The organism is Terriglobales bacterium, assembly GCA_035561515.1.
Taxonomy (GTDB): domain Bacteria; phylum Acidobacteriota; class Terriglobia; order Terriglobales; family Acidobacteriaceae; genus DATMXP01.
On sequence record DATMXP010000013.1, the window covers coordinates 129112 to 143206 of the forward strand.

The 14095-nt window shown below is 55.1% G+C and carries 7 protein-coding genes; 2 read left to right on the top strand and 5 right to left on the bottom strand.

Going from position 1 to position 14095, the window contains the following annotated elements; genetic code table 11:
• Positions 1–18 precede the first annotated feature (18 nt).
• Both VN577_04895 and VN577_04900 read left to right on the top strand, forming a co-directional pair.
• Positions 19–1146 (top strand): hypothetical protein, encoded by a 1128-nt coding sequence (locus VN577_04895; GenBank protein ID HWR14139.1) that lies wholly within the window; start codon positions 19–21, stop codon positions 1144–1146.
• 750 nt (positions 1147–1896) lie between these two features.
• Positions 1897–2619 (top strand): FAD-dependent oxidoreductase, encoded by a 723-nt coding sequence (locus VN577_04900; GenBank protein HWR14140.1) that lies wholly within the window; start codon positions 1897–1899, stop codon positions 2617–2619.
• 513 nt (positions 2620–3132) lie between these two features.
• On the opposite strand, the gene VN577_04905 is transcribed toward VN577_04900, so the two are convergent.
• The 5 genes from VN577_04905 to VN577_04925 all read right to left on the bottom strand — a co-directional run bounded on the left by VN577_04905 (position 3133) and on the right by VN577_04925 (position 13376).
• Positions 3133–3306, bottom strand: coding sequence for a hypothetical protein (locus tag VN577_04905; protein ID HWR14141.1), 174 nt, complete (start codon positions 3304–3306; stop codon positions 3133–3135).
• A gap of 5 nt (positions 3307–3311) precedes the next feature.
• Positions 3312–3704, bottom strand: a complete 393-nt coding sequence (locus VN577_04910; GenBank protein HWR14142.1) for a hypothetical protein — start codon at positions 3702–3704, stop codon at positions 3312–3314.
• Positions 3679–9417 (bottom strand): RHS repeat-associated core domain-containing protein, encoded by a 5739-nt coding sequence (locus VN577_04915; GenBank protein ID HWR14143.1) that lies wholly within the window; start codon positions 9415–9417, stop codon positions 3679–3681. The genes VN577_04910 and VN577_04915 overlap by 26 nt, the downstream gene beginning before the upstream one ends.
• A gap of 716 nt (positions 9418–10133) precedes the next feature.
• Positions 10134–11282, bottom strand: a complete 1149-nt coding sequence (locus tag VN577_04920; GenBank protein HWR14144.1) for a tyrosine-type recombinase/integrase — start codon at positions 11280–11282, stop codon at positions 10134–10136.
• Between the two features lie 1197 nt (positions 11283–12479).
• Positions 12480–13376, bottom strand: coding sequence for a hypothetical protein (locus VN577_04925; GenBank protein HWR14145.1), 897 nt, complete (start codon positions 13374–13376; stop codon positions 12480–12482).
• Between the last annotated feature and the right edge of the window lie 719 nt (positions 13377–14095).

The following is a 14095-nucleotide window of genomic DNA, read 5'->3' on the forward strand; positions in this document are numbered from 1 at the left end:
AGTGCACCAAGAGCACTTTTGAACAAGCTTCGTTTGTTCCTCGCGGCAGGCGCAACCATTCTCATCGCGGCCATCTTTGTCGCACCTCCCAGAGGTTGGAGTGGCATTCTCCTCGGCAGTTACTACCTGGTCTCACTCGGTCTTGCGGCCATCGTGTTTATCGCTTTGCAGTACGTGAGCGGCGCCAGTTGGGGGGTGGCGCTGCGACGAATTCCTGAAGCGATGACGGCCGCTATTCCGCTGGGCGGAGTTGGGATCCTTGCCGTTCTGTTTTTCTATCCTGAGATATATCCCTGGGCGAACGCGGAAGTTCACAACAACCTGCCCGCATTCAAGCAGTTATGGCTCGGTCTTGGCTTCGTTCGGCTCCGTGCAATCGCTTACATCCTGCTATGGATAGCGTTCGCTTTTATGCTGTTGCGCCGCTCTCGCCGGCAGGACAGCGATGCGCGGTTCTCGCACACTCGGGCCAATATTCGAATATCTGCCATGTTCATTGTTGTGTTTGCTATCACTTTTTGGCTGGCGAGCGTGGATTGGATAATGTCACTGGAGCCAGACTGGGCAAGCACAATTTTCGGCATGTACACCTTTGCCGGCCTTTTTGTCAGTGGACTGGCTTCCATCACCTTGTTATCGGTTTGGCTTCAACGGCGTAAGCCGATGAATTCAATCATCACGCATCATCATCTGCACGATTGCGGCAAGCTCATTTTCGCGTTCAGCACATTCTGGATGTATCTGTGGTTCAGCCAGTACATGCTCATCTGGTACGCCAATCTTCCAGAAGAGACAGGGTATTACGTTCACCGATTGCATGGCTTCTGGCAACCTCTGTTCTTGCTGAACTTGGCACTGAACTGGGTTGTTCCATTTTTCGTGCTACTGCCGAAAAGAAATAAGCAGAATCCAGACGTGCTTCTGCGCGTTTCCATCGCCCTGGTGGTGGGTCACTGGCTGGATCTCTACCTTTTGATAGCTCCGCCGATTATCGGCTCGCAGCCTCGACTCGGCGTTTGGGAAATCGGCTGTGCCGCGACAGTGGTGGGCGTCTTCGGACTCTCGTTCTTCTCGGCTTTCAAACGTGTCCCGGTTGTGCCAACCGGTGACCCGTACTTGGCCGAAAGCGTCGAGTATCACGCCTAGGCAAGAACGACGATGTAACATGCGTGGACAACAGAAGGTTGAATCAGTCAAGGCGTTTCGCGCGGCCCCTGAGGTTGCGAGGGAACTCGAGGGTATTGGAAGGAAGTGTGAAGCACGAACTGGATCGATCCTGTTCAGACGCGGACAGGTCAGCAAAGGTCTTTACGTTGTATTGAGTGGGAGAGCTGTACTATCGTCGGGAGAGGATCCAACGCGCATCGTGCGAGTCGCGGATAAAGGCTGCCTGTTGGGTCTCCCAGCCACGGTAAGCGGTCGCCCGTACAGCTTGACGGCCGAGATAGTTACTCACACCAAGCTGAGCTTTATATCAACCAAGCGGTTTCGCAGACTCTTGGTCGACAAACCTGCTTTGGGATTCAAGATCCTAGAAATGCTAGCGAGCGAAGTCTCAGTACTTCGGAAATTGACCGTGTATAAGGTGTAGCAGAATCTCGTCCCGAGGCGCTCAGCGAGTCGTTCGAGTTAGTGGAAACGGTCACGAAGCAGAAACGTACCGTCACCGATCCGGCACATCTCGGAAATCAAGGATAGAAGGGCCGCAAGCAACGTCGAAAAACGATAGGACCGTGCCTCGGCCGACGGAATCGCTGTGTCTCTTTCTGCAAATATCGCGAAACGTTTTTCGCCGATTTGCCCTCCATTAAGAGTGGAGTAATTTTCGGCTTGCGTGAGTAGTCGATGTAATTGCCACATATATTGCGCGTAAGTTATTGGCATTAAAGGAGCAACATGCCCGAATATCTGACGGAGTTTAAGCATAAGGAGGATGTTGCGGCTGGCACGATGGCATTTCATTTCCGAAAACCTGACGGATTCCAATTTCGTGCTGGGCAGGCAATCGATGTTACGCTGATTGATCCGCCTGAGACCGATGCCGAGGGAAACACACGCGCGTTTTCCATCGCTAGTGCCCCGTCCGACCCCGACCTGGTTATTGCCACGCGCATGCGCAACAGCGCGTTCAAGCGAGTGCTCAAAGTCGCTGGGCCAGGTCTGAAAGTCAAGCTCGACGGCCCCACTGGATCACTTACGCTTCACAAGAATTCGAACAAATCGGCCGTCTTTCTGGCTGGCGGCATTGGGATCACGCCGTTTCGCAGCATGGCACGCGATGCTGCGTCTCAGAAGCTTCCTCACGAGATCTTCCTGTTCTATTCAAATCGTCGGCCGGTGGACGCTGCCTTTCTTCAGGAGCTTCAGCAGCTACAGAGAACAAATCCGCACTTTCACCTGGTGGCGACGATGACGAAGACGGACAAGTCGCAATTGAATTGGAGTGGCGACACAGGGTATCTAACTGCCGAAAAACTCCAGCAACATCTTTCAGTGCTCCAGGGCCCGATTTATTACATCGCGGGTCCGCCGTCGATGGTGGCGGCCATGCGCACGATGCTGATTGAAGCAGCCGTTGACGAGGACGATATCCGTACCGAAGACTTCGCCGGATATTAAGCGTAATTGTTAGGCATATACTTATCTGGCTGCCATTTGGCTGCCAATAAGGGGAAAATGGCAGCCAATATCAACGACTTATGGGTGATCCTCCGACGGAAAAACCCAATAAAATCAACTGTTTAGATTTGACAACCTTAACTGCAAAACCTTTATTCGCCGGTTCGATTCCGGCCCGCGCCTCCAAATTCTCTCGTATTTAGCTGATTAATCAATCACTTACATTTTGAGGACTTTAGTGCTCTTTCGTCCTTAATGGGCGGAAATAGGGCATATTTGGGGGACAAAGCGGACAAAAAGCGGACAAATCTGCCTGTCTCAACGACGCCGCAAACTCCCTTTGCAAGTTCCGCAAGATTCATTTTTAGGGGAATGGTCGAGTGCTTGCGGTCAGTGTTGCTGAGTTGGTTTCCGGACAGAGCTGTACAGCCTCCGACTCTGCGGATATACCGGATGCTGATAGGCGAAGGGATCATCTGGTCTATGAACAGTCCCAGGTTGCTGCCGTAGGATCTAGCCCCCGAAGTGGTCGAGGCCGGTCTCGGTATCGCGTTCTTTGCCGGTGAACTTGTCGATTGACCAGACGTGGGCGGTAAAGGCACCGTACTCTGCACCGCCGTACGCAGGGGCATCCGAGTCGTACATGAAGGCTGGCGCGTCGTAGCTGTAGGAGGGCTCGTCGTACACGGGGTTCAACTCGTACCGTCGTCTGTGGGATCGAGATCGTAACTAATGTCGTTTAGCCAGTCGGCGATGAAGTCCACGTCCTTCTGGTCGAACTCGTAGGCCTCGTTCATTAGAAGCATGGTGGCCCAGTACACAAGGTCTTTCTCCGTGATTAAGCCTTCACGCTTCTTGGATAGGGCGCACGCGATGTGCTCACGCGTGATTGGGATGCCAGGTTCTGGCACGAGGAAGTGCGTATTTAGCCAGCGTTTTTCGGCTTCGAAGTTGAATTCCATCACGGCACGCAAAGTGTGTCGTACCTCATCTAGCCCAACCTCGAACGATGCGTATTGCTCCAGTGCTCTTCTCTGTTCCGCCGTCAACGGCGGTGGCTCAGTTTTTGGGATGATAATGGACAAGGTTGCCTGCTCCATCAACTGCGACTTGTACTGTCTTAGATGTGCCGTCAGTGGCGACCGTCTTGATCATTGTCTGCCCGCCATTGACTCCTGCTCTGTTAACCATCACTCGCACAGAGCCGTCTGATAGCTGCTGAACAGTAATTTTTGCCTGACTTCCCGCTGCATCGATAGCTCGTTTTAGAGATGCCTTTTGTGCTCCTGCGGCCATCTGCTCGATAGCTTGTTTTGCGGCCTGTTTGGTACCGTTGCTGACTATTACACCTTCAGTAGCTGTGAGAAGCCCTCTCCCACCTGCAGCTGCGCCTTGTGTAGCTCCAGCCGCAGCCTTCTCCCCGAGCCCGAGCATCTTGCCTAATCTGCTCATGATCCCAAGGTTTGGCACTCGGACAAAGAAAACGTCAGCAGGCCCTAGGAAGCCCGGATTGGTAGCCCCGCTCGCCAGGAAATTCTCGTTGATAGGCACTGGATTGTCCTTCTGCCATTCCCCTGTCCCGGCATTCCAGTACAACTTTTGGTTTTTATCGTATTCGCCGTTGTATTCACCTTCCCAGTAACACGCATCATTACCGTTCGAGTCTGTCCGGCAGACGCTCTTAGCCAAGCCGTCAGGATCGGTGAACGTCAGAGGATTGTTGCCAACATAGCTGTATGCATTCCAGCTCTGAGGGTCTTGCAATTCAGCGCCAGCGTTGTCGGGATCGACCGAAAGAAACCGTCCCATATTGTTTCCGTAGTATCTGGCTCCGAAGTAGTCCAACCCGGTTTCGGTATCGTGTTCTTTGCCGGTGAACTTGAAATGGTTGGGGTCGTTGTTAACGATGACTTTTTCGCCGCCATAGGGGTAATACTCGGATTCGTCTTGAATCACGCCAGTTTCGTTGGTAATGACGCTAGCGGAGCCGAGTTGGTCGGAGAAGTAGTAGCGGTACGCGGGTTGCCCTCCGCAGCAGCTGGGGTCAACCCGAGCTATACGCTTGCCGTCGAAGAAGATGTACTCGGAGGTGATGGTACCGGCGAGGTCGCTTTCGGCAAGCGGCGCCGCGCCCCAATAGAGCACGCCCGCGTTCTTCTTCACGCGGTTGCCGTCGCCGTCGTACACGTAGGCCGGGCTGCCGCCGACGGAGACAATTCGGTTCTCGGCATCGTAACCGTAGCTCCGAACGGTGTCGTTAGTAGTATTACCGGCGGCATCGTAGGTAAGAGTGGACAGACGGTTCTGGGCTGTGGCAGTACCGAATGTCCACGGCTCGGGATTTGGCTTCCCCGGATATACGGTGCGGTTCTTGAGATTGCCCCATGCATCGATGTCGAACGTCTCGCCCCACAGGGAACTGGTGGTGTAGGCGCTGACGATGCGGTTGAGCGGGTCGTAGGCGAAGTTCTGGGTGCGGTTGCCGTCCCTGTTGTTCGTGATCTGCCGGACGTTGCCGTTGTTACCATTGCCCAAGCTAAAGTTGTACTTCAGGTCGAGGAGGTTGCCGACCGTTGCAGTCGCCGTGCATGGGGTGGCCTGCCAGTTCAGCGGCGTGCCCGTGGTGGCGTAAATCCAGCACGGCTGCAAACGGGAGTTGAAGAGGAAGGTGCTCTTGAGGCTAGCACCGTTGGTGAGGGACGCCAATGCGCCACTAGGCGTGTAGTGGGCGGCGGTGGCGTAATTGATGCCGTTCGTCAAGTCTCTTGCGTCAAGGGAGCGTCCTGCGCCACCAGGGGCATAAGTGACGGTGCGATTGCTCGGATAGGTAACCGAAAATAACGAACCGTCCTTATTGTAAACGTTTGATATGGCAGCGGTGACCGTGCCGATAGTTCGCTTCTCAGAGAGCTCACGGCCCATCTTGTCGTGGCTCCAAGACGTGGCCCCGGAGCCGTCGCACATGGCGGTGCGGTAGGGCTTGGGGTACGTATCGGCGACAGGCGGGGGAGAAGTTGTACACCCGCTAATGGCTATGCCGTCGTAGCCGAAGCGGGCTGCGGGCGTGGAGTCGCTGTAGGTTTTGCTCTTCAGGCGATTCAGTTCATCATACGTGTACGTGGTTACGATCCCGCGGGCGTCGCTCTTGGTTGCAACGTTGCCGTTTGCGTCGTAAGCGTAGCCGATGTTTCCGGATTCGGGATTGGAGGCCACAATCAAGCGTGACAACGAGTCGTAGGTGAACCATCGCGTACGCCATTGGTTGCTGTCGGACGGTGCCGTGCCCTTCTGATCGACGCGGAGCAGGTTTCCGAGAACGTCGTACTGATAGTTTGTGACCCAAGGAGTACTCAAGGAATAGACAGGCACACTTCCGTCAGTCCCGCCGATGAAGGCGCTTCCCGAAGGCGAACTGGAGAAGGATCCGTACTGCTGCGAAATGGAGCTTGACAACGAATAATTTGTGGCCGCGCCTGTGGTGCGTGCAGTGAGATACACGGTGCCGCCATTGACAGTCGCAGTGGCATAAGTGGAGGTGGTGTTCACTGCAGAAGACAATCCGGAAGCGACGGAAGCCGGAGTCGTGCCAGAGCCCGACCAGGCGTAGGAGACCTGCTGGCCGTTGATGGTAATGTTGGTCGTGCCGGAATCGTAGGTGGTGGAATACACCGCATCATGCCCGCCGCTCAGGTTGCCAGACCCGCCGCCGAAGCCGCAGTATAAGCCCACATCGTAATAAGGGTATTGGTAGGATGGGAACGTAGATGTGCAGGACACCGAATACGAATAGTTCGTTGCGGCCCCGGCGGTTTTCGCAGTCAACGTGATGCTGACTCCGTTAGCAGTGGCATAGGCGGGACCGGAAGCATTCATCGCCTGTGCGAGAGCTCCTGCCAGCGACTGTGGCGTACTGCTCTGGTTATAGTTGGCGGTTACGGCGTAACCGTTCACCCTAAGGGTGATATAGCCGTAATCGTCGAAATACATGCAGCCGCCTTCGGGCAGGCATCCCCATGTGCTCGAGTTCGATCCCGAAATGCCGGTGGAACCCGATCCCGGTGCCGCCGGCTGGGTCTGAGTCTGACCGCTTTGAAGAGAACCGTTGATGGTGACGGAAGCCGTTCCTGCGGCAGGAGGAACGGTCGTGGCCTGGGATCCAGGTTCGTCAACCTGGATGAGCCTGCCGAGCCCGTCGGTATAGGACCGGCGCTGATTGCCAGCCTCGTCGGTGACAGTCGTTGTGACGCCCGCTGTGCTTGTCCCATAGTTGCTTTGCACCGTTCCGCCGTCCTGTTTCGTGACCAGGGTGACGCGGCCGAGTGCGTCGTAATCTGTGTATGTCCAAGCGTTGGGTGAGCCGCAATATGGGTTCGACTGTGACTTCATAAGTCCCAAGCCGTCGTAGGTTGTTTGTGTCGCGGTGCCGGACGGCTGGCAATCGGGGTCGCTGAGAAGTTCGGCTTTGGTGACGTGGCCGAAACCGTCCCTAGTTGTTCTGGTGATGACGTTCACAACGGGCGATCCGTTGGTGACGAGTTTAGTTTGCGTAATGGATGGGTAAGGGCCGTTGTCGTTATAGGAGATCGTGGTCTGACCGCCATCCGGTAGGTTGATTTGTGTCGGACGCAGAAGCTGGTCAGCATAGGTGTAGGTGGTTATTTGACCGTTCTGGTCCTGTGACGAGCGAAGCTGTCCGTCGTTGTAGCCATAGGTGAAACGTTGTTCGTGAGCAACGGTGCCGCTTGCCGTCTTGGGGTACTCCAGCATCGTAAGGTAGGCATTGGTGCTTACCCCTGCCGGCGGAGTTCCCGTACCGGAGGCGAAGGCGTCGGTGTAGTGATACCTGGTCACATAACCCCTCGGGTCGGTCTTGCTGAACAGTTGCCCCGTCTGATCGTAGGTGAACGTCGTCGTTAGGTCGGAAGAACAGTTCGAGAAACATTTTGCCGTGACGGACGTTAGGTTGCCGCGGGGACCTTGGTTGCTTGGTCCAAAATTCGATGAGTCGTGCTGAGTCGGGATCGGGACGGATTGGATGGTCGTCCCATCGTAAACGTAGTCGGCCTGAGAAATCGGAATCCCCGTGGCCGATCCTGCATACACTTTTACGCTGGAGACCATGTTCACGATCCTGCCGCCAATCGCGGTGTCAGCGAGGGGATAATAGTCGGTAACAGTCTCACGCATTGGCGCTGCTGCGGGAGAAGTGCCGGCGGTTGTCTGGTTGCACGAAATGCCAGACGACGCAAAGTCGTACTCCTTCTTGTCCGTAACCAGAACGTAGCCAAGGTATTGGTACCAGGTGCCAGAGGTTTGCCCGTTCTCGAGTGTTTGCGTTTCACATCCCAGCCGGTATTGGTCGAGCCAGCCTTTGTTAACGGTGCGAGCGGTGGTCCCATCGAAGTTCTTGTAAATGGTGGAGCTCTCGACAGCCGCCTGGCTGACAATCGGCCAGCCGTTAAGCCCTGGTGGATCGGGGATCGTCACTGGGACATAGTTGTAAACGGTATCGTAACTTTGATTGCGGATCAGATCCCTGGTGGTGACGGTCGTTTGCTTTGAGATCCATGCACCGAGGGCACCGAGAGGGTCTGTTTGTCGCCACTGAGTCGACGCGTAAGAGAAGTCCTGTTGCTGGGCAATGGTTATGCCGTCGAAACTAACGTAGCGGTGCATTACGGCCGGGGTGCCGTGACGAAGCGTACAAGCGAATGTCTGGCCAGTACCGTTGTAAGCTCCCACTCCTTTGGTGGCTGCTGAGAGCGGGCTTTCGCCCCATTCGTACCGCACATATCCGCCGGTGGGATATGTGATCTTCTTCAGAAGGCCATATGTGGGGTCGTACTCGAACTGGTATTGCTTGCCATTGGGCAGAGTGAGGGAATAAATCACCGAAACCTGCCCTCCGCCGCCTCCCAGCGAACACCAGGCATTCGGAATCGGATCGGCCCACACGTAGCCCAATGAATAGGAAGTATTTACCGTGCCGCGAACGATTGAATACGGGTTAGAAAAGCCGGGGACGCTGATTTGCGTGGAGTCGTAAGTTAAGGGCATACTTCGGCCCACTGTGTCAGTGTAGCCGCCGGAGAAAGTGATCCTGTTGCCGTTGCGATCCTCTATCCAGTCGGGATAGGCACCCATAGTTGGGACAGGTATGCTCGAAGAGAAATGGTAGACCGTTCCATCGATTCCGACGATCTTGACAGGTGAATGACCCGGATACACTTCTTCTTCAACATGTGCGGAATAGAATGGATCACCGCCGTCGTGATTATCAGGAACACCGAGAAGGTCGCAGGCAACAATTCCGCTGCCGGAAAAGTCATATGCCACCGAGATGGGCATCAGATGTCGAGTACCCGAGACGTCCTGAAATACATAACTACTGTCTGACAAGCATCCATATTCCAAGGGGAAACCGTCGCCAGTGGGTTGAATCCAACGTTGGTCTGACGACACGGAGGAGAGCGTCGGAAGGGAAAATGACCAACCGAGATCACGATCGGCTCCCCAGCTATTCACCAGCATTTGATAATTTTGGTGAATCTGGTGAATGCCACTGCTGTCGTACATCAGCACCACCGGCATGTTAATGCTGCGTCCACCTGCGGGTGCGCCGAGGTCGATGCGCAGGCTCACCGAACCCGTGGCAGGATTCACGATCTCCTGCAATCCCTGAATGTAGTCGTGACCTACGCCAGGAATCGGTGTGGCGTTTGACGCGCTAACATTGGAAAGTTGAGCGAAAACTGAACTCGTGAGCAGGAGTGAGAAGAAGACGAGAAATTTGGTCATGTAGTGTGCCGTAAGTTAACGGCGGCATTATCACAGAAAGAAGCTCTAGAACAGGGGTCTTTTAACTCTTGTTACAGATTTGGAACAAGAGTTTGGACCGAAATGGGAAACGCGCATACTCATCAATATCCCCGTCCTACTTCTTTGAATTCACTACCTGACGTACTCCTGCTCGATTGCTGACTGGTTGCGATACCAAAACTTTCAGTCGGGCCGGAGATCTATACTTGTTCATACCCCCTTGTGCTCATCTCAAGCGATCGTCTTGCGGTCGTATGGGGGCAGCCAACCCGATTCCGGCAATATAGACATCCTTTTTACCAAAGAAGAGTTTCATAAAGTTGGGAACGGCTGATGTCGATGCGGTCGATTCAACAAAATGGAAGGTGTGCTGGGGCACTACTTGTTATTGGGGAGATTAGTACTTCTTTGGCAGTCCTGGCCCGTGATGCCCGATGTGCCAGTGATCATGAAACGGACATTGGTAGGTTTATAGGTCATGGGCGGCCTAGCGGTTACGTATCCGAGTGATCGCCGCCTGCGTCGCTCGGCTTAACGCCACTTGCCTTTGCAGCAGCACCGCCACAGATCTTGCGGGAGCATCAGGCCGCTCCGTGCTGCACGGCATGTTGCGCACAATGTGCATCACCGTCGAGCCGTGCTACAGGTCAGCTAGCGGGTGAAGGAGATCAGCCGCAGGCAAGGTGCATTGAACGTCAGTTCGGCCTTTCCTCCTTAGACGTAGACTGCTGCTTCTCAACCTCCGCGAGCACGACCTCGTAACGTTTCATTGCGGCCTTCTTGTGAGTTGCAGTGGGATGCAGATATTTCTGCACGACCCGCAGCGAGTTGTGACCGAGAATGGCAGCGATCGTCGCAAGGTCCACACCTGACTCCGCTAAGCGGGTCGAGAACGAATGGCGCCAGTCGTACAAGACGAACGACAACGGTGCGCGATGATCGTTGCCTGCACAAACGGCATCGTGCGCTCGATTGAGACGTTGGAGGTGTTTGCCTGGGCACTTTGCGGAGGGGAATACCCACTGCGACGACAGGGCACGCTGTATGCGCTGCCTCACCTTCTTAGTTGCTTTTGGTGGAACGGTGGGAGAGATGCGGCGGGCGAGGATCGACCTGCTTTCGGAAGTCAAGTCAAGCGTCCGTCGTGCTGCCGGCGTCTTGCCACTGCGTACAAAAAGAGTGCCACGCTCGAGATCTACGTCAACTTTCATAAGTTCGACAACTTCCTCAGGGCGCATTCCTTGATTTCGCATGAGACGAGCCAGATCCCAGAGATTTCGATTTTTCGCTGCCCTCGCGAAGTACTCCTTTTCTTCTGCCGGCGTAATTACATGCATGCGGACGGCGTCGGCATCGCTTGGGATGTCAACATCTCGAACGGGATTCTCCCGTGCCCAGTTCTGCTTAATTGCGTAGCGGAAGAAGACCGACAAAGCGTGAAGGTCATGACGTACGGTAACGTCCCGGACGTCGTGCTCTTTGAAACGCCATGTCTTGAACTGCTCGATCATTGCGTCATCCACAAGGCTTGTTGGCGCGCTACCGAAGAACTCCTTCAGGCTGGTAAAGCTTGTCCGAATACGTTTGTAGCTGTTCGGATGAGCGCGGTACTCTACCTCGGCCCATCCAAGGAATTCGTCGACCGCATCACTGAACTGTCGGACTGTCAGCTTTCGCGTTGGCCTGCGACCCTCGATGAGCGCCCGTCTGTGATCCAGCTCGATTCCCGATGCACGAGTCGTGTTTTGTTTCGTGGCGACCAAGTCGGTGCTTCCGCTGTATTCTCGCCCGTCCACTTTGAATCGGTAATGCCACACGCCACCCCTGTTCCTTAAAGCCATCATCAACCTCCGTTTCCTTCAACTGCGAATCGAGCCACCTTGATACGCGCTCGCGCGGATACCAAACTTTCTTGCCCACCTTCACGAAGGCTGGACCCCGGCGCTGGGATCTCCAGTCCGCTAGCGTTGCTACAGCGACGCCAAGAGCGACTGCCAGATTCTCCGGGCTTACCAGATCACGTTCACCAAATTCCACAGGAACCTCGAGCAGCCGTCGCGCGCACCGCGACGGCGTAAGCGAATGCGAAGACCCGGACTGGGGCCTTGCGTCGATACTTGTTCACCGCAGCGCACTCCGACTGCTTACTGCCGCGCGCACATCGGTAGGAGTTGAGAGTGGGAACCTGTCGGAATCCGGGATGGCTGCCACCCTTCGGACTAACAACCGCCAGTACGCCGGGGGATCGGATCCCCGGGGAGCTTTTAGGCTCCGGTCTGCCGCTGACCGTTGCGCCTGCGTCCGACGCGCCAGTCATTGGCCATGTCATGCCTGAGGAAGGTCACGACGCGAAATGTACTGCATCTCAAGTCTTAACCCTCGTGATGCAGCACATTCATAGTGGCACAGATACAGGTTCCTTTCAAACGATTGCTTGTCGACACGGCGATGCCGATGGTCCGATGGACTCCTGTCATCTCAGGAGTCCATTGTGAGCAAGAGCGATCTCGCGATTGACGGCACAGCTTGAGATCCCCAATTTAGCAAGGCGCCCTCGCTGGTCGGGACCTTGGAAGGAGGTTGTCAAAACGATCCTAATAGTGCTCAGGTCCTGACGACCTCGTCGCTTCGGCTCTTCGAGGAGGAGCACTGTTAGCCTTCGTCTCCAACGGCCCGCATTTGCGGTCACTGATCAGCAGGTTCCACCATCGAGCCAGGTACTCCAATACAAAGAACATTGCTAGCACATGAAGAATGTCAAAATTCATTTCTACTCCCACGGTAGGTAGTGGCCGATGACTTCGTGACGACGTGTTCCATCAGGGAAAAGAAGTCTGGAGTGCCCAACCGCCTCATTAGTCTGCGAGCTTGATCCGTCATTGGGCACGTGGTCTTGGTGCAGTGCTTGCACCGCTTCGGTTGCGGTTTACACATAGGAATTTCCTTTCAGTTTGTGTTTTCGCGGGGGACTGTTTAGCCAGAAGAGAGTTGATGGAGAATAGGTGCCTGAGTTCGCTGGAGGCTTGTGCGATCCAACTGCGTCAGAGTGGCCTTGATAAGAGCCACTCGTCGATGCGGCACACACCGTTACTTTCGTCGAAGTCCCGGCCGTAAATCCTAAGGGTTGTGTTGATGTCTTGGTGCCAGAGGACCTTGCTGACTGTCAGGTAGTCTTCCGAATGCTGGTCGAGCCAAGCGTAGGCAAGAATGTCGCGCACAAGGTGCGGGGTGACGCGATGACCAGTAAACTGGTAGAAACGCTGTGCGACCAAGTTGGTCGTCTTGGCCAAATCGAGCGCGCCTCCCCGACGATTCAGGAACAGAGTTCCTGGGTCAATAGAGCCGATGAGATTCGGACGATGGTCTCGCAGGTATTCTTCCAGGATATGAACGAGGTTAAGCGGGAGGATTCCGCGAACCTCGTGTCCAGTCTTCGTCTCCGCCTCACGGAAGTGGAATTGCCAAAACGGTTGATGTGGGTTTTGTGCCAAGGCTTCTTCCACCCACGTCGCCTTGGCGAGGTGAACGAGCGGAGGGAGACTGGCGTAGAAGATATTGGAGGTCTCGGGATCGCCAATGCGGCATTCGCGTATATTGCGCTGCCGCCAGGCAAGCGTCACCAAGAGCGCGATAAGTAATTCGTCGTGGCAAAGCCACGACAGTTGCCGCGCATCGCTGCAACCACGATCTCTTAACTGTCTGATCTGCTTAGGAACACCCGCAAGAACGTCATAGGGCACGAGTCTTGCTGCCCGTCGTTCTTTTCTGCCATCTTTCTCGTCAGGCGGCAGCTCTCTCAGCAGTACCGAAAACCACTTGAAGTCGATGCCCTTTAAGGCTGGATAATGCCGCACGGCTGCGTACAGCATTGACAGCTTGGACACGGAGTTAGACCGCATGTTCCTGACGTTAAGCGCCCAATCGACGAAGGCGCTCACGATGTCCTCCGTAACAAGCTCCTGCAGCGATTGGACTTTTGCACGTCCATCAATATCCCTGGCGAAGCCATACAGACCGCTGATCCACTTCTCCAGCAGCCGCGCACTAACGGGCCTATGCCTTCCTTTACGGGGCCGACCTCTTGCAAACCGATCCTGTTTCCATTTGAGGAGAGCACTCACCTGTGACCGCAACGGTTCTGGCATTTGCGACGACGGAATGCGATATCGTTTCTCATCTGGATCGGTACTCCAAGAAAGTTGCGGAAGAGATGCGCACAGGCCGGCTTTGTGAACCGCGCGTCGAAACTGAGACAGGGTTTTCCGTACGGTTGAGAACGATCGGCCGCTCAAGAGCATCCACCTCTTCCATTCATCAAGGTCGCTGTGGGACAGTTCGTTCGGCGTCCTACCCTTTCGGATGGCAAACCTGATGATGCTCTTGGTGGAACAGCGGATAGCCTTCAACGCAGTCATGAACGGCTGCCACCCCTCGGTGACTGGTTGGTTTTCTGATGACCATCCCAGTTCCTCAGCGATCCGGAAGAGCTTCAGGGCAGAATGGCAGTACGTCCGGACGGAGTTCCGCGAGTATCGCCTCTCCTTCAAGTAAACAGAAAACGTCGGAGCCACCTCCACAAGAGAGTCGATAGGCAGTTCATGGAGAGGCATGTTCATGAACTCAGACAGCCGTGTGGCCGCGGTCCTAAGCATCGGCA